Source organism: Microbacterium sp. che218 (assembly GCF_040436305.1).
GTDB lineage: Bacteria > Actinomycetota > Actinomycetes > Actinomycetales > Microbacteriaceae > Microbacterium > Microbacterium algihabitans.
Genome location: NZ_AP031501.1, coordinates 972393 through 987630 on the forward strand (window position 1 = coordinate 972393; position 15238 = coordinate 987630).

Genomic DNA, 15238 nt, shown 5'->3' on the forward strand with positions numbered 1-15238 from the left:
TCGGGCCGGCGGAAATGCCACCCTCGGGAATGTCCGCGACCCTCTCTACGCTGTGCTCAGGGGCACGGCGGAAGGCGGCAGGCATGCAGGGACTCGAGATCACGGTTCTGCTGGGATTGGCGATGCTCGTGGGCACCGTCTTGGCTCCCCGATTGCGCGTCGCGACACCGCTCGTGCTGCTCGTCATCGGCCTCGCTCTCGGCTTCATCCCCGAGCTCCGCCAGATCGAGCTGCCGCCCGAGACGGTGCTGCTGCTGTTCCTCCCCGTCATGCTGTTCCGCGAGGCGTGGACCACGTCGCTGCGGTCGGTGCGTCGCTCGCTGCGCTACATCATCCCGATGAGCACGCTGCTCGTGGTGGCATCCGCCTTCGCCGTCGCCGGGGTCGCGACGTTGATGGGCGTGCCGTGGGAGGCCGCGCTCGTGCTGGGCGCTGCGGTCGCCCCGCCCGACGCCACGGCCGTCGCCGCCCTCGGACGCCTCCTGCCCGCCAAGACCTTCATGAAGCTCAAAGCCGAGAGCCTGACGAACGACGGCACCGCCCTCGTGCTCTACGCGATCGCCGTCGCGTTGCTGCTCGGCGACCAGATCACCCCGCTGCAGATCACCGGCATGGTGCTGCTGTCGTACCTCGGCGGAGCCGCCGCGGGCATCGCCGTGGCCGCCGCGGCGTTCTTCGCCCTGCGGCGCATGCAGTCGACCCTGACGATCAACCTCACGATGGTGCTGGTGCCGTTCGTGTCGTTCCTCATCGCCGAGATCATCGACGCCTCGGGCGTGCTCGCCGTCGTGTTCGCCGGCCTCATCATGGCGTGGGTGTCGCCGCGCATCACCACCGCCATGTCGAGAAGGGCGGCGGATGCCACCTGGCCCTTCGGCGTCTACCTCCTCAACGGCGCCCTCTTCGTGCTCATCGGGCTCGAGGTGCAACTCGTGCTGCACGAGATCTCGGGGTCGGAGATCGGCATCCTGCTGCTGGTCACCGTGGCCGCCTGGATCGCTCTGTTCGTCGTGCGCTACCTGTTCCAGTGGCTGTTCTCGCCGTTCTCGCGTCCCGCCGCCGGGTCGTCGCGGTCGCTGCGGCATCGATCGCGCATCGTGAGCACCGTGGCCGGGTTCCGCGGAGCCGTGTCGCTCGCCATCGCCCTGTCGGTGCCGGTCACCACGGCCGCGGGCGACCCGGTGGCCGGACGCGACGCGATCGTGTTCGTCACGGCGGGTGTCATCGTGCTCACCCTGCTCGTGCAGGGACCGCTGCTGCCGGCGGTCATCAAGTGGGCCAAGCTCCCCAACGACGACGCCGCGATCGAGGAGTACGAACTCGCCGAGCGCGCGATCTCGGGAGCCGCGCTGTCTGCGCTCGACGACCTCGCGGTCGAGCACGGCATCAGCGACCGGGTACGCGACCGCGCCCGCCGCGAGGGGTACGAACGTCTGGAGCTCGCCAACGCGCGCGCCGTCGCCAGGCAGCGGGCCATCGAGGAGCGCGACCTCGCCGAGCTCGACGCCTCGTTCGATGACGACAGCTCGGCGACGGGGCCGCTCCCGCCCGAGGCGCCCGAGTCCGACAAGCGCAACGCCGACCGTGCCTCGTCGGGCTCCGACGACGAGGGCACGGCCTTCACCGGTCCCCTGCAGATGATCGCCGTGAGCGACGACATCGACGTGACACAGCGGTCGCCCCTGCTGCGGCACAAAGAGGCGCAGCGGCTGCGGCTCGCGATCCTCGACCGCAAGCGCGAGGTGCTGCTGCGCCTGCGCCGCGAGGGCACGATCGACGACCTCGTCGCGCGCAAGATCCTCGCCGGTCTCGACCTGGAGGAGATCCGTACGCGGGGGCTCGAGAAGGCGAGCGAGTAGCCGCGGCAGGCCCCCGCGGGCGGCCCCCGCTTCCTGGCCGCGCACGTGCTGCAGCGGCTGACTGAGGCACCACCGCGGCGACGCCCTCGCCGGGTCGCCTTCGCGACGCCCCGACCGGGCGCGCGTGAAGGCCGTGGCGCACGCCTGTCGGGGAGCGGGAGACGGGCGCGGTTCTGCGGGTCTAGTAAGGTAACCCTTGCCTAACTAGAAGCCACGGCGTCCCCTCCCGAAAGGACATCTCGCCATGCCCTCGCGCCCCTCCTCCCGCCTCGCCCTCGCCACCGTCACCGGGCTCGCCCTCGTGCTCTCCGGATGCGCCGGTGGCGCGGCATCCGCCCCCGGTTCCACCGCCGCCACGCACGACGTCGCGCACGCCCGCGGCACCACGACGGTGACCGATGCTCCCCAGCGCGTCGTCACGCTCGAGCCGCTCGAACTCGACACCGCGGTCGCCGTCGGCATCACCCCGGTCGGCACGGCCGTGGCGAACATGGTCAACGGGGTGCCCAGCTACCTCGGCGTCGAGGGGGTCGCTCCCGTCGGCACCGTCAGCGAGCCCGACCTGGAGGCGATCGCGGCACTGCAGCCCGACCTGATCCTCGGCACCGAGTCCCGCCACTCCGCCCTCTACGACCAGCTCAGCGCGATCGCCCCGACGGTGTTCATCGCCACGCAGGCAGACCCCTGGCGCGACAACGCGGCACTCATCGGCGAGGCTCTCGGCCGCGAAGACGAGGTGGAGAAGGCGGTGGATGCCGTGGACACCCGCTGCGACGAGATCGAGGCCGCGCACCAGCTCGCGGGGAAGACCGCCGAGATGATCCGCCCGCGCGATGAGACGACCCTGAGCCTGTACGGTCCGGTCTCGTTCGCCGGCAGCCTGCTGGAGTGCGTCGGCTACGCGATCCCCGACCACGAGTGGAAGGACGGACTGCAGGCCGACATCTCGCCCGAGAACATCGCGAGCGCCACCGCCGACGCCGTCTTCGTGACCACCACCGACGTGACCGACCGCTCGACGATCCCGGTGGCCATCGCCCAGAACGCGGCGGCCTTCCCCGTCGTGACGCTGGTCGACAACAGCACCTGGGTCGCGGGCGTCGGACCCAAGGGCGCGCAGTCGGTGCTCGACGACATCGAGACCTTCCTCGCCTCGGCGAAATGACGTCTGCGCCCGTGCAGGCGGCGGCCCCCGCCCGTCCCGCGCGCCTCGGCAGGACCGCCGCCGGCACCCTCGTGTTGGCAGCGGTCCTCGCCGTCGCCGTCGCCCTGTCGCTCACGATGGGCGCCAACCCGCTCCCCCTGTCGGCGGTCTGGGCCTCGCTCACGGGCGCCGGCACCCCCGACACCGACTTCGTGGTGCAGGGACTCCGCGTCCCGCGGACGATCGCGGGGGTCGTCGCGGGAGCGGCCCTGGGCGTGGCGGGAGCGCTCATGCAGTCGTTCTCGCGCAATCCGCTCGCCGACCCGGGCATTCTGGGCGTCAACGCGGGGGCGGCGTTCGCCGTCGCCCTCACCGTCGCGGTCTTCGGCATCCAGAACTCGCTCCTGCTGGTGTGGCCGGCGTTCCTCGGGGCGCTGGTCGTCACCGTCGCGGTCGCCCTCGTCGGATCGGCCGGGCGCGGTCGGGCCGACCCGATCCGCCTGGTGCTCGCGGGAGTCGCCGTGGGCGCCGTGCTCTCGGGCATCACCTCGGGCCTCATGCTGAGCGACCCCGACGCCTTCGACACGATGCGCGGCTGGAATGCCGGATCGCTCCTCGGCCGGGGGCTCGAGGTCATCCTGCCGGTCGCGCCCTTCGTCGCGCTCGGTCTGCTCGTGGCCTTCGGCCTCGGTCGCGGGCTCAACGCGATCGCCCTGGGCGATGATCTGGCGCAGGCGCAGGGCGTGCGCGTCGGCCGAGTGCGCGTGGCATCCGTCGCCGCCGTCACCGTTCTCGCGGGGGCCGCGACCGCCCTGGTCGGACCCCTGTCGTTCGTGGGACTGATGGTGCCGCACGTCGCCCGGTGGATCGCCGGGCCCGACCAGCGCCTCATCCTGCCGCTGAGCGCCCTCGCCGCCCCGATCGTCGTGTTGCTGGCCGACGTCCTCGGGCGGGTGATCATCGCGCCGGCCGAGGTTCCCGCCGGGATCGTCACGGCGTTCGTCGGCGCCCCCGTGCTCATCGCCCTCGCGCGTCGACGCAAGGCGGCCACGCTGTGAGCGTCGTCGCTCTTCCCCCGCGTCTCGCGCTGGGCGGCGTCCGCCTGCGCCCGCGCAGCGTCGTGGTGGGAGCCGCCACCCTGGCCGCGACCCTGACCCTCGCGGTGCTGTCGCTGGGGTGGGGCACCTACCCCGTGGCTCCGGATGCCGTGGTCCGCGCGCTCCTCGGAGGCGGAACGCCCCTCGACACCACCGTCGTCGTCGGGTGGCGACTCCCGCGCGTGCTCGCGGCGGTCGCCCTCGGCGCGCTGCTGGCGATCGCGGGGGCGCTGTTCCAGACGGTGACGCGCAATCCCCTCGCGAGCCCCGACATCCTGGGCCTGTCGAACGGCGCGTTCACCGGCATGCTGATCGCCCTGGTGTTCGTGTCGCCGTCGTGGCCCGCGCGGGCCGCGGGATCGCTGGTCGGCTGCCTCGCGGCATCCGTCGTCATCTGGCTGCTGTCGTATCGCGGAGGGCTCCAGGGATTCCGTCTGATCGTCGTCGGCATCGGCGTCTCGGCGATGCTGGCCTCGCTCAACACGTGGATGCTGCTGCAGGTCGAGCTCGAGACCGCGATGTTCGCCTCAGCCTGGGGACACGGCTCGCTCAACGGCGTCACCGGCGACGCTCTCGGCGGTGTGCTGCTGATCGCCGCGCCCGTCGCCCTCGCCGCCTTTGCGCTCGTGCCCGCCCTACGCCAACTCGAGCTCGGCGACGACCTCGCCACTGCCACGGGCGTGCGCCCGCACCTCGTGCGCAGCCTCGCCCTGCTGATCGGTGTGGTGCTGGTCGCGGCCGCCACCGCGATCGCCGGCCCGATCGCGTTCGTGGCGCTCGCCGCTCCGCAGGTCGCCCGACGCCTCGCGCGCTCGCCCTCGTTGTCGCTCACGCTCTCGGGACTCGTCGGGGCGCTGCTGCTCCTGGCCTCCGACGCCGTCGCGCAGCATCTGCTGCCGGTCACCCTTCCCGTCGGCGTCGTCACCGTCTCGGTCGGCGGCGCCTACCTCATCGTCATGATCGTCTCGGAGATCCGCCGCCGTGCCTGATACCCCCGACCTGCTCCCGCGCCCCTGGGCCTACAGCGCGTTCCCCGTGACGGTGCGCGCGCGCCGAGCGCTCTCGCCGCACTTCCTGCGCCTCACCCTCGGCGGCGAGACGTTGCGGCACTTCGCCCCGTGGGGTGTGGACCAGCGCATCAAACTCGTGCTCCCCCTGCCCGGCGGCCGCCTCGCCGACTTCGGTCTGCTCGCCGAGCCGACGCCCCACCCCTCCGACTGGTACACGCGCTGGAAGGCCCTGCCGGTCGACGAGCGCAACGTCCTGCGCACGTACACCCCCGCCGCGATCCGGCCCGAGGCCGGCGAGATCGACGTCGACTTCTACCTGCACTCCCCCGACGGCCCGGCCTCACGCTGGGCGCGCACCGCGGAGATCGGCGAGACGCTCGTGATCACGGGGCCCGATGCGCGCAACGGGTGGACGGGGTACGGCATCCACTGGCAGCCGCCCGCACTCGGCACCTTTCTGCTCGTCGTCGACGAGACCGCGATCCCCGCGGTCCGCAACATCGCCGCCGCCCTCCCGGCGCAGGCGCAGGGGGTCGCGATCGTCGAGATCGGCGATGCCGCCGACGACGTCACCGTGTCGGCGCTGGGCGACCAGGTCGACGTGCGCGTCGTCGGCCGCGGCGAGACCGAGGCGGCCGTCCGCGCGTGGGGCTCGACGGAGGTCGATTACGCCTGGCTGGCCGGGGAGTCGGGTGTGGTGACCGCGGCGCGGCGCGTGCTGGTCCGCGAGCTCGGCGTCGCGCGCGAGCGGGTGTCGTTCCTCGGGTACTGGCGCGAGGGCGGAGCGCTCGTCGACTGAGGCCCGTTGCGCTCAGGCGAGCACGAGCTCGATGTTGCGATGGTCGCGGAACACCCGCAGCACCAGCTCGAAGTACGTCTCGCCGCGACCGGCGTCGAGGGCGTCGAGCGCGCGCTGCGCGGGAGGTGCGGCGTACACCTCGGGGCGTTCCAGCTTCGCGCGGTAGTACTCCCGCGTGACCTCGACGCCGAGCGCGTCGCGCGCGACCTCGGCGTCGCGCCACACCACCCGCACCGGCTCGGCCCCGCGCAGAAGGCCGAAACCGCCGTACAGCAGGTCGTCGAGCGCGTCGAGGCTCTCGCCGAGGGTCCAGTCCTCGTCGGTCATGAAGACGCGGTTCAGCTCGACGTAGAGCGACGGGATGCCGTGCACCGCCGCTCCGTCGATCTCGAAGGTCGGCCGGGTCATGGCATCCGTCCACCCGACGTCGCGAAGGCCGCGGGGGTCACGCCCAGCACCCGCCGGAAGTGTCGCGTCAGGTGCGACTGATCGTGGAAGCCGGCGCGCACGGCCGCCTCGGCGGGGCGCACGCCGTCGACGAGCAATCGGCGTGCCGTGTCGACGCGACGCGTCACGAGGTAGCGATGCGGAGCGATGCCGTAGGTCTGGGAGAACACCCGGACGAGATGGCTCGGGTGCGCATTCAGTTCGCGCGCCGCGTCGGCGAGGGTGAACGACTCGGTGGTGCGGTCGTCGAGCAGCGCGCGCAGGCGGCGGGCGAGCGGGGCGTCCGCGGCCGCAGCGATCCCCGACCCAGCGTGGGCGAGCACGGCCTCGCGCACCGCGAGCAGCCAGTGCTCGGCGGCGAGTTCGTCTCCCGGATGCCGCAGGGCGGCGTGCACGCGCCGTGCCGCGGTCATGGCCTGCGGGTCGGCCAGGGTCGGGCGCCGCGCGATCCGCGCCGCCGTCTCACTCGAGAGCCACTCCCCACCGAGGTACAGCACGCGCTTGCGGTAGCCCTCGCCCGCGCGGGCGGAGCGTCCGTCGTGCGGGATGCCCGGCGGCAGCACCGTCACCGCGGACGGAGCCGCGTAATAGGCGCCTCCGTCGAGCGCGTACGAGACGACTCCGCGGTCGACGAGCATGACGGCCCAGTCGTCGTGCGTGTGCACCGGGTAGGCGTGGTCGAGCTCGGCGTGGTAGCTCTCACGAAGCAGCGGCACCTCGGGATGCCATGCCCGCACGCGATCGACCATGTGAGAAACGTACAAGATCCCACCGACACCGCCGCCCGATGCTGAAGGGGTGAGTGAAGAGAACACCGTCCCCCTGTTCGACACCAAGGTGATCGTGATGCTGCGCGACGACCTCGCCCCCTGGCAGGAGCTGAACGTCACCGCGTTCCTCATGTCGGGGATCGCCACGAGCGCGCCAGATCTGGTCGGCGACCCGTATCTCGACGCCGACGGCACGACGTACCTGCCGATGCTGCGGCAGCCGGTGATCGTCTTGAGCGGTGACGCCGAGACGCTGACGAGGGCGCGAGCCAAGGCGGCCGCGCGCGACGACGTCGCCCTCGCCGTCTACACGCGCGAGCTCTTCGCCACGTCCCACGATGCGGCGAACCGCGCGGCCGTGGCCGCGGTCGCGGCATCCGATCTCGATCTCGTCGGCATCGCGATGCGCGGCCCGCGCAACGCCGTCGACCGCATGGCGAAAGGCGCCACCGCCCACGCGTGACGGGAGTTCACTCGCCCGGAACGAGCAATCCGCTCTCGTAGGCCGCGATCACCAGCTGCGCGCGGTCGTGAGCACCGAGCTTGAGCATCGTGTTCTTCACGTGGGTCTTCGCGGTGTGGGGCGAGATGAACAGCGCGGCCGCGACCTCGTCGTTCGACCGACCGCGCGCGACATGCACCAGCACCTCGCGCTCGCGCTCGGTGAGCATGGCCAGCGACGGCGCGTCCCGCGGAGCCGCCGGCTCGACGCGGCGCACGTACCTCTCGATCATCGCCCGGGTCGCCACCGGCGACAGCAGGGCGCCGCCGTCGTCGACGGCCAGCACCGCGTGCACGATCTCGTCGGGCTCGGCTCCCTTGCCGATGAAGCCGCTGGCCCCCGCCCGCAGGGCCGCGACGACGTAGTCGTCCTCCTCGAACGTGGTGAGGATGAGCACGCGCGTCTCGGCGAGGGCGGGGTCGGCGCAGATGAGACGAGTAGCCTCGATGCCGTCCAAGCGCGGCATGCGGATGTCGCACACCACCACGTCGGGCCGCAGCGATGCGGCGAGCGCGACCGCTTCTACTCCGTCGACGGCTTCGCCCACCACCTCGATGCCGGGCGCGGCATCGAGAAGGTCGCGCACGGCCGTGCGGATGAGGGCTTGGTCGTCGACCACGAGCACGCGGGTCATCGGACACCTCCGGGGGTGACGGCGAGGGGAAGGCGCGCGGCGAGACGATAGCCGCCCGGGGCGAGCCCGGCATCGAGGTGACCGCCGACCGACTCGACGCGTTCGCGCAGACCGACGAGGCCGAAGCCGGAGGGAGACTCGGTCTCGGGCGTGCGGTCGAGGGGGTTCGTGACCACGATCTCGATCTCGTCGCCGTCGCGGCGCAGCAGCACGTGCGCGCGACGCGCGGTTCCGTGCTTGAGGGCGTTGGTCAGTCCCTCCTGCACGACGCGGTAGGCGACGATGTCGACCGAGAGGGGCAGCGCGTCGGCCGGGTCGTCGCGGTCGAGCTCGTCGCGCACGACGACGTCCCACCCCGCGACGCGCACCGACTCCACGACATCGGCCAGGCGCGCGAGGCCGGGCTGCTCGCGCGGAGCGGATTCGTCGGGCGCGCGCAGCACGGTGAGCAGGGATCCGATCTCACTGAGCACGTCGCGCGAGGCGGTGCGGATCGTCGCCAGCGCCTCGCGGGCGCGCTCGGGCCGCGTCTCGAGCGTCGACGACGCCACTCCCGCGTTCAGACTGATGACCGAGATGCGGTGCGCGACGGCGTCGTGCAGGTCGCGCGCGATGCGCAGCCGCTCCTCGGTGACCCGCCGTCGGGCCTCGGCCTCGCGCGTCTGCTCGGCGCGACGGGCGCGTTCGATCACGGCCTCGACGTAGGCGCGGCGGGAGCGGGCGGCGTCGCCCAGCGCGCCCGCGAGCGTCACCAAGAGCCCGACCTGCAGGAACCGGGTGTCGAGCCCCGTCGTGAGCTCGAGCACGATGCTCACCCCGACCAGGCCCACCACCGCCGGGATCGCCACCGGGGCGGCCTCGCGCCGAGTGAGCCGGTCGGCCATGCCGTAGGAGGCGATCACCATCGACAGCGCGACCCCGGGCAGCAGCGTGCCGAGCACGAGCGCCGTGACGTAGAGCGCGATGCACGCCAGCAGCACCGTTCGCGGCCAGCGACGCCGTAACGGCAGCAGCAGCGCGGGCACGATCGCGATCGCGTAGACGAGCGGGCTCGACGGGCGCAGCTCGGGAAACGGCACGGGCGCGAAGACCGGCGCGACCACGAGGATCGCGGCGACGACGTCGAGCAACCACGCGCGACCGGCGGGGATCAGACGCGGCGCGGAGTCCGTCGTCGGGTCGGGTCGCATCGTCCCAGTCTGACGCGCGCGCGAGCGTCTGACCATCGCCCGCTCGGGGCAGACGAGATCTCCCCCCACCGGGGTATGCCCGCACCCCCGCGGAGCGACGCGGCAGCGGGCCCGCGCGACGACAGTGGAGCCATGACCACCGAACCCCCTCCCCCGCTCTTCTCCGTCGTGGACCTGCACAAGTCGTACAGCCGCGGCTCGGCGCGCTTCGACGCGCTGCGCGGAGTGTCACTCGACATCCGACGCGGTGAGAGCATCGCGATCGTCGGCAAGAGCGGCTCGGGCAAATCCACCCTCATGCACCTGCTCGCCCTCATGGACGCCCCCACCACCGGCTCGGTGGTCTTGGAGGGCACGGATGCCGCGACCCTCCGCGGTCGCCGGCTGAACCGCACCCGCAACAAGACGTTCGGCTTCGTCTTCCAGCAGTTCTTCCTCACCCCGAACGCCTCCGTGCTCGACAACGTCGTGCTGCCGCTGAAGATCGCCGGGGTCGGCCGGGCTGAGCGCAAGCGCCGCGGACTCGCAGCCCTGGCCGAGCTCGACATGCAGGACAAGGCGAAGAACAAGGCCACGGCCCTCTCGGGCGGCCAGAAGCAGCGCGCGGTCATCGCCCGCGCCCTGGTCAACGACCCGCAGGTGATCTTCGCCGACGAGCCCACGGGCAACCTCGACACCGCCACCGGCGCCGTGGTCGAGGACATCTTGTTCCGCCTCAACCGCGAGCACGGCATCACCCTCATCGTCGTCACGCACGACGAAGACCTCGCCGCGCGCTGCGATCGCCGCGTGCAGATTCGCGACGGCGTGATCGTCGCCGAAGAACGGAGCGCGGCATGAAGACCACCGACCTCGTCGCCACCGCGGCGGCCAACACGTTCCGCTCGAAGACCCGCACAATTTTGACCGTCCTCGCGATCTTCGTGGGTGCGTTCACCCTCACCCTGACCAACGGGCTCGGCACGGGCATCAACCGCTTCATCGACGACACGGTCTCTTCGATCGGCGCCGGCGACGTGCTCACGGTGACCAAGACGAGCACGAGCGATGCGGCATCCGGAGCCCCTCAGAAATACGATCCCGACTCTGTCGCCGGCGGCACCACGAGCCCCGGTCGACCGGGCGCGAGCACGGCCGTCTCGGCGCTGACGGATGCCGACATCTCGACCATCGAGGGCCTGTCGGGCATCGAGCGGGTCGTCCCCGCGAAGGCCGTGAAGATCGACTTCGTGCAGTACGACGGCGGGCAGCCCTACGTCGCGTCGGCGGGCTCGCTCATCGGCGGACAGACCCCGCAGCTGGCGGCCGGGACGGCGCCCGACGGTGCGAGCACGACCCTGCAGACGGCGATCCCCGAGTCGCTCGTCACACCGCTCGGGTTCTCGAGCGCCGACGACGCAGTCGGGGCCACCCTCACCGTCGCCGTGTCGGATCCCGTGCGCACCCAGCACCTGGTCGAGGCGACGATCACCGGCGTGACCGAGGGCGCCTTCGCCAACGCCACCTCTCTCACCACCAATCCCGCCCTCGAAGACGCGCTGTTCGCCGCGCAGAACACCGGCGTGCCCTCCGACCAGCTCGACCGGTACGCCAGCGCGAGCGCCTTCGTGTCGCCGACGGCCACCGCGGCGCAGATCGACGAGATCAAGACGACGCTCACGGATGCCGGCTACACCGGCCAGACCGTCTCGGACCAGCTGGGCACCTTCAAGGCCGTGATCGACGGCATCGTGCTCGTGCTGAACGCGTTCGCCGTGATCGCGTTGCTGGCGGCGAGCTTCGGCATCGTCAACACCCTGCTGATGTCGGTGCAGGAGCGCACTCGCGAGATCGGGCTGATGAAGGCTATGGGCATGGGCAGCGGGCGGGTGTTCTCGCTCTTCAGCCTCGAGGCGGTGTTCCTCGGATTGCTCGGCAGCCTCATCGGAGCCGCGGTGGCGATCGCGGTCGGCACCGCGGTCAGCGCACAGCTCGGTCAGAGTCTGTTCAGCGACCTACCGGGGCTGCAGCTGATCGCCTTCGATCCGACGTCGATCCTGGTCACGACGGTGGCGATCATGGCCATCGCGTTCCTGGCCGGCAGTCTCCCCGCGGCACGGGCTGCCCGGGCGGATCCGGTCGAATCACTCCGATACGAGTGAGGCGCACGACGTCTCGACTCGCGTGAGAACGCACGAAGGGCCGGATGCCAATGGCATCCGGCCCTCTCGTTTCGAACCCCGCGGTGGAGGTTCCGGACGACTACTCGCCGCCGTTGATCACCGACAGATACGACCCGAAGGGACGTGCGGTGTCGGAGGCGGCGAAGTCGTCGGCGATGCCCTCGTGAGGCGCGTTCTCGTTCTGCATGGATCGAGTGTGGCTGACCTGCCCGGAGCGAGGACGGTCCTTGACAGGAACCGGAAAGTACGCCTAGCTAACTACTCGCCGGTCGAGACGTCGGATGCCTGCGTCCGGCAATGGATACGCAGATTACGCATAGGGAAAATATCGGTACTACTGGTCTTTCGCGGGCTACGGTTCCCTCGAAGGGGGTAGACCGTGACTCGACCTCGCACTGTGACACATGTGTACTCGCTCGGCGGCGGCTGGGAGAAGACCTCCCACGAGACCCTGACCCCGGAGGTGGCCGAAGAACTGCGCCATCAGGGGTTCACGATGGTGCGCGCGCGGCGCGGCATGTTCGACACCCGCGAGATCTCGCTCCGTGACTACCCGCCGCAGCGCGCGGGCGCACCGATCCTCCCGAGCTGACCGCGCGTCGGTCGCGGGGTCAGGTCCCCGCAGCGTCCGCCGACGGGGCGAACACGATGATCGCCGCCCCCACCAGGGCGACGGCCGAGCCGACGTAATCCCACGTCGTCGGCTTGAACCCGTCGACGACGATGCCCCACGCCAGCGATCCCGCGACGAACACGCCGCCGTAGGCGGCGAGCACCCGACCGAAGTGCGCGTCGGGCTGCAGCGCCGCGATGAATCCGTACGCCCCGAGGGCGACGATCCCCAGCAGCGCGAGCCACCACCCGCGGTTCTCGCGCACGGCCTGCCAGATCAGCCACGCTCCCCCGATCTCCGCCACGGCGGCGAGCAGGAAGAGGACGATGATGCGCGCGGTGGTCACCCGACCATTGTCGGCGACGCGGCATGCTCGAACGCACCCCTGACAAGGGGTACAGACAAGGAACCGGCCGCGGCGTAGTGTGGGCCACCCCGCTCCGATGAGGTAGCCCCCAGGGGTTTTCATCAGGAGGACACCATGACTCGACCGCGTACCGCCACACACGCCTATCGGATTCCGGGCGGCTGGCAGAAGGTCCCGCACCACGCGCTCACCGCGGACTTCGCGCGTGACCTCCGCGGTCAGGGCTTCACCATCGTGCGGGCCCGGCGCGGGTGGAACGACTCGCGGGAGCTGTCGCTGGCGCAGTTCGCCGCGGAGCCGGCATCCGGCACCTCCACCTGGGGGGACTCCGAGCTGAAGCCGTTCAGCGGCTAGTCGCTCGCCCCCAGGAATTCTCGGGCGCCCTCGGCGATCTCGCGCGCGTGCGTGTGATGCAGGTAGTGCGAGCCGGGTAGCAGGATCACCTCGCCTCGATCGACGGATGCCGCTTGGGCTCGGTGCAACGCGACCCAGTCCTCGACATCGTCGTCGACGTCGCGGACGAACAGCAGCACCGGAAGGTCTGCGGGGAAACGGCGGCCGCTCGCCTCGGCGAACGTGTTCGATGCGTGGGCCATCTCGTCGATCACCGTGGGGGCGGCGGAGTTCTTGTTCGTGAGCAGGCGCATCTGCTCTTTCGCGCGAGCGCCGTAGGGAAGACCCTCGTACGGATCGGGGCCGAGCGCGCGCAGGGCGCGGGCGACGCCCAGGTCGTCGAGCACCACGAGGGCATCGGTCGCGATGGGCTCCTCGCCGCCGGGTTGATCGGGCACGCTGCTGTCGATGCCGATGAACGCGGTCACCTCGTCGCGGTAGGCCTCGACGTAGGTCAGCGCGTACACGCCCGAGATCGAGTGCCCCATCAGCGCGTACCGCTCGATGCCGAGCGAAGACAGGGCTGAGTGCACCTCGCTCGAGATGTTCGCGGCGGTGCGCGGAACATCGGTCTGATCGCTCAACCCGGTGCCGAACGGCTCCACCGCGACCACGCGATAGGTGTCGTCGAGCTCGTCGATCAGCGGAGCGAAATCGAGACCGGGAGCGGCCGTGCCGAGCCCGGGCAGCAGCACGATCGTGTCGGGGTGGTCTCCGCTGACGACGACGTTCATCGAACGATCGCCGACGCCGACCCGCTCGCCGTACGAGACGATCTCCGACGCCTCGGCGCGGGTGGCGACGACGTTCACTGCCGCCGTGGCGCCCAGGGTCAGTGCCACCACCGCGACGAGGGCGACGGGCGGGAGCAGCAGGGCGAGCCGGGTGGATTTCTTCATGGAGGGTCCTCAGGGTCGGGGTCCCTCCAGTCGATCAGCGACGTCGAGCGAGCGGCAGAGCCGTCCGTCATCGGTGTCGGTGACATTTGTCATCGAAACGCCGAAGGGGCCCCGCTTTATGCGGGGCCCCTCCGGGGTGGTGGATCAGAGAACGTCAGGCGCGAGCGGCCGCCGAGGTCATCGGGCACTCGAACGGATCGCGGGCCGCGAGACCCACCCGGTTGAGGTACTGGATGACGATGCCGTACGACTGCAGCAGCGTGGTCTCGACGTAGGGGACGTTGAGCGTCTGGCTGTGCTCCTTGACGATGGCGCGGGCCTTGCTGAGGTGCGGGCGCGGCATGTTCGGGAACAGGTGGTGCTCGATCTGGTAGTTCAGGCCGCCCATGAGCCACGTCGCCCACCAGCCGCCGGTGATGTTGCGCGAGGTGCGCACCTGCTTGCTGAAGAAGTCGAGCTTGGCGTCGGGAGCGATGACGGCCATGCCCTTGTGGTTCGGGGCGAACGAGGCGCCCATGTACAGGCCGAACACGGCGAGCTGCACGCCGACGAAGGCGAAGGCCATTCCGAGCGGCAGGAAGACGAACACCGGAGCCACGAAGATCGCGAAGCGGAGGGCGATGAGGCCGAGCTCGGTCCAGCGACCCTTGACCGGCTCCTTCGAGAGCAGGTGGCGCAGACCGATGAAGTGAAGGTTGGCACCCTCGAGTGTGAGGAGGGGGAAGAACGCCCAGCCCTGGCGCTGGGTGATCCAGCGCTGCAGGCCGCGCGCCTTGGCGGCATCGACCTCGATGAACGAGATCGTGTCGATCTCGATGTCGGGGTCTTTACCCACGCGGTTGGGGTTGGCGTGGTGGCGGGTGTGCTTCGAAGTCCACCACGACAGGCTCATGCCGACGACGCCGGCCGCGAGCCACAGCGCCAGACGGTCATTGGCCTTGCCCGAGGCGAAGATCTGCTTGTGCGCGGCCTCGTGGGCGAGGAACGCCACCTGGGTGAGCAGGATGCCGAGCGCCGCGGCGATGAGCAGCTGGAACCAGCTGTCGCCGAGCAGGATGAAACCGGTGACGCAGCCGGCGAAGCCGAGGGTGAGCACGGCCCCGACCATCGCATAGAAGCGGCGGGCGCGGACCAGCAGGCCCGTTTCGCGCACGACCTGCGAGAGCTCGGTGTAGGCCTTCGCCATGGGCGGGAAGTCCGTCGTCCCCTTGTAGGTCTGACGGATCGGCCCCATCCGGGACTCGACGACGGGTGCAGCCATTGCGTGCTCCTCGGGTGGGGGTGACCGTAACGGCCCGAAGCCGAAGGCGGATGCCGAGGACTTGTTCGCGACGCTACTGGGGGCGTATGCA

General features: G+C 71.0%; 17 protein-coding genes. 10 read left to right on the forward strand and 7 right to left on the reverse strand.

The features are described from left to right. The first annotated feature begins 83 nt into the window (after window positions 1-83). The 5 genes from ABXS86_RS04635 to ABXS86_RS04655 all read left to right on the forward strand — a co-directional run bounded on the left by ABXS86_RS04635 (window position 84) and on the right by ABXS86_RS04655 (window position 5909). On the forward strand, window positions 84-1859 hold the full coding sequence (locus tag ABXS86_RS04635) for a Na+/H+ antiporter (RefSeq protein WP_353665768.1): 1776 nt from the start codon (window positions 84-86) through the stop codon (window positions 1857-1859). A gap of 244 nt (window positions 1860-2103) precedes the next feature. Next, the gene (locus ABXS86_RS04640) at window positions 2104-3024 is read left to right on the forward strand and encodes an iron-siderophore ABC transporter substrate-binding protein (protein WP_353665769.1); all 921 of its coding nucleotides are present in this window, start codon (window positions 2104-2106) and stop codon (window positions 3022-3024) included. Then, window positions 3021-4061 (forward strand): FecCD family ABC transporter permease, encoded by a 1041-nt coding sequence (locus ABXS86_RS04645; protein WP_353665770.1) that lies wholly within the window; start codon window positions 3021-3023, stop codon window positions 4059-4061. Before ABXS86_RS04640 ends, ABXS86_RS04645 begins: the two co-directional genes overlap by 4 nt. Beyond that, window positions 4058-5089, forward strand: a complete 1032-nt coding sequence (locus tag ABXS86_RS04650; RefSeq protein ID WP_353665771.1) for a FecCD family ABC transporter permease — start codon at window positions 4058-4060, stop codon at window positions 5087-5089. Before ABXS86_RS04645 ends, ABXS86_RS04650 begins: the two co-directional genes overlap by 4 nt. Continuing rightward, window positions 5082-5909 carry a siderophore-interacting protein gene (locus ABXS86_RS04655; protein ID WP_353665772.1) on the forward strand — a complete coding sequence of 276 codons (828 nt, stop codon included), beginning with the start codon at window positions 5082-5084 and terminating at the stop codon, window positions 5907-5909. Before ABXS86_RS04650 ends, ABXS86_RS04655 begins: the two co-directional genes overlap by 8 nt. Before the next feature lie 12 nt (window positions 5910-5921). Here the strand turns inward: ABXS86_RS04655 and ABXS86_RS04660 are convergent, their stop codons facing one another. Beyond that, a complete protein-coding gene (locus ABXS86_RS04660) occupies window positions 5922-6317 on the reverse strand; it encodes a ribonuclease inhibitor (protein ID WP_353665773.1) in 396 nt (131 codons plus the stop codon). Next, a complete protein-coding gene (locus ABXS86_RS04665; RefSeq protein ID WP_353665774.1) occupies window positions 6314-7105 on the reverse strand; it encodes a helix-turn-helix transcriptional regulator in 792 nt (263 codons plus the stop codon). The genes ABXS86_RS04660 and ABXS86_RS04665 overlap by 4 nt, the downstream gene beginning before the upstream one ends. Window positions 7106-7202: 97 nt before the next feature. Here ABXS86_RS04665 and ABXS86_RS04670 point away from each other — a divergent pair, with 97 nt between their 5' ends. Beyond that, window positions 7203-7589 carry a DUF2000 domain-containing protein gene (locus tag ABXS86_RS04670; RefSeq protein WP_144831708.1) on the forward strand — a complete coding sequence of 129 codons (387 nt, stop codon included), beginning with the start codon at window positions 7203-7205 and terminating at the stop codon, window positions 7587-7589. Between the two features lie 7 nt (window positions 7590-7596). Here ABXS86_RS04670 and ABXS86_RS04675 read toward each other — a convergent pair whose 3' ends face one another. Then, window positions 7597-8262: a response regulator transcription factor gene (locus ABXS86_RS04675; RefSeq protein WP_353665775.1), complete on the reverse strand. Its 666-nt coding sequence runs from the start codon at window positions 8260-8262 to the stop codon at window positions 7597-7599. Then, window positions 8259-9452, reverse strand: coding sequence for a histidine kinase (locus ABXS86_RS04680; protein ID WP_353665776.1), 1194 nt, complete (start codon window positions 9450-9452; stop codon window positions 8259-8261). The genes ABXS86_RS04675 and ABXS86_RS04680 overlap by 4 nt, the downstream gene beginning before the upstream one ends. Window positions 9453-9584: 132 nt before the next feature. Here ABXS86_RS04680 and ABXS86_RS04685 point away from each other — a divergent pair, with 132 nt between their 5' ends. The 3 genes from ABXS86_RS04685 (at window position 9585) to ABXS86_RS04695 (ending at window position 12206) form a co-directional block, all read left to right on the forward strand. Further along, window positions 9585-10292, forward strand: a complete 708-nt coding sequence (locus ABXS86_RS04685; RefSeq protein WP_353665777.1) for an ABC transporter ATP-binding protein — start codon at window positions 9585-9587, stop codon at window positions 10290-10292. Continuing rightward, window positions 10289-11593: an ABC transporter permease gene (locus ABXS86_RS04690; protein WP_353665778.1), complete on the forward strand. Its 1305-nt coding sequence runs from the start codon at window positions 10289-10291 to the stop codon at window positions 11591-11593. The genes ABXS86_RS04685 and ABXS86_RS04690 overlap by 4 nt, the downstream gene beginning before the upstream one ends. A gap of 400 nt (window positions 11594-11993) precedes the next feature. Next, a complete protein-coding gene (locus tag ABXS86_RS04695) occupies window positions 11994-12206 on the forward strand; it encodes an alternative tryptophan synthase beta-subunit (protein ID WP_307210268.1) in 213 nt (70 codons plus the stop codon). Between the two features lie 19 nt (window positions 12207-12225). On the opposite strand, the gene ABXS86_RS04700 is transcribed toward ABXS86_RS04695, so the two are convergent. Continuing rightward, window positions 12226-12573 carry a YnfA family protein gene (locus tag ABXS86_RS04700; RefSeq protein WP_307210265.1) on the reverse strand — a complete coding sequence of 116 codons (348 nt, stop codon included), beginning with the start codon at window positions 12571-12573 and terminating at the stop codon, window positions 12226-12228. A gap of 135 nt (window positions 12574-12708) precedes the next feature. Between ABXS86_RS04700 and ABXS86_RS04705 the strand changes: the two genes are divergently transcribed. Then, window positions 12709-12948 carry an alternative tryptophan synthase beta-subunit gene (locus tag ABXS86_RS04705; protein WP_307210263.1) on the forward strand — a complete coding sequence of 80 codons (240 nt, stop codon included), beginning with the start codon at window positions 12709-12711 and terminating at the stop codon, window positions 12946-12948. Here the strand turns inward: ABXS86_RS04705 and ABXS86_RS04710 are convergent. Further along, window positions 12945-13886 carry an alpha/beta fold hydrolase gene (locus tag ABXS86_RS04710; protein ID WP_353665779.1) on the reverse strand — a complete coding sequence of 314 codons (942 nt, stop codon included), beginning with the start codon at window positions 13884-13886 and terminating at the stop codon, window positions 12945-12947. The two genes, ABXS86_RS04705 and ABXS86_RS04710, sit on opposite strands and share 4 nt — an antisense overlap. Window positions 13887-14040: 154 nt before the next feature. Continuing rightward, a complete protein-coding gene (locus tag ABXS86_RS04715) occupies window positions 14041-15147 on the reverse strand; it encodes a fatty acid desaturase family protein (protein WP_353665780.1) in 1107 nt (368 codons plus the stop codon). Between the last annotated feature and the right edge of the window lie 91 nt (window positions 15148-15238).

Coding starts and splice junctions, on each gene's coding strand:
- ABXS86_RS04635 (WP_353665768.1), top strand. CDS start 84: ATGCAGGGACTCGAGATCACGGTTCTGCTGGGATTGGCGATGCTCGTG.
- ABXS86_RS04640 (WP_353665769.1), top strand. CDS start 2,104: ATGCCCTCGCGCCCCTCCTCCCGCCTCGCCCTCGCCACCGTCACCGGG.
- ABXS86_RS04645 (WP_353665770.1), top strand. CDS start 3,021: ATGACGTCTGCGCCCGTGCAGGCGGCGGCCCCCGCCCGTCCCGCGCGC.
- ABXS86_RS04660 (WP_353665773.1), bottom strand. CDS start 6,317: ATGACCCGGCCGACCTTCGAGATCGACGGAGCGGCGGTGCACGGCATC.
- ABXS86_RS04665 (WP_353665774.1), bottom strand. CDS start 7,105: ATGGTCGATCGCGTGCGGGCATGGCATCCCGAGGTGCCGCTGCTTCGT.
- ABXS86_RS04670 (WP_144831708.1), top strand. CDS start 7,203: ATGCTGCGCGACGACCTCGCCCCCTGGCAGGAGCTGAACGTCACCGCG.
- ABXS86_RS04675 (WP_353665775.1), bottom strand. CDS start 8,262: ATGACCCGCGTGCTCGTGGTCGACGACCAAGCCCTCATCCGCACGGCC.
- ABXS86_RS04680 (WP_353665776.1), bottom strand. CDS start 9,452: ATGCGACCCGACCCGACGACGGACTCCGCGCCGCGTCTGATCCCCGCC.
- ABXS86_RS04685 (WP_353665777.1), top strand. CDS start 9,585: ATGACCACCGAACCCCCTCCCCCGCTCTTCTCCGTCGTGGACCTGCAC.
- ABXS86_RS04690 (WP_353665778.1), top strand. CDS start 10,289: ATGAAGACCACCGACCTCGTCGCCACCGCGGCGGCCAACACGTTCCGC.
- ABXS86_RS04705 (WP_307210263.1), top strand. CDS start 12,709: ATGACTCGACCGCGTACCGCCACACACGCCTATCGGATTCCGGGCGGC.
- ABXS86_RS04710 (WP_353665779.1), bottom strand. CDS start 13,886: ATGAAGAAATCCACCCGGCTCGCCCTGCTGCTCCCGCCCGTCGCCCTC.
- ABXS86_RS04715 (WP_353665780.1), bottom strand. CDS start 15,147: ATGGCTGCACCCGTCGTCGAGTCCCGGATGGGGCCGATCCGTCAGACC.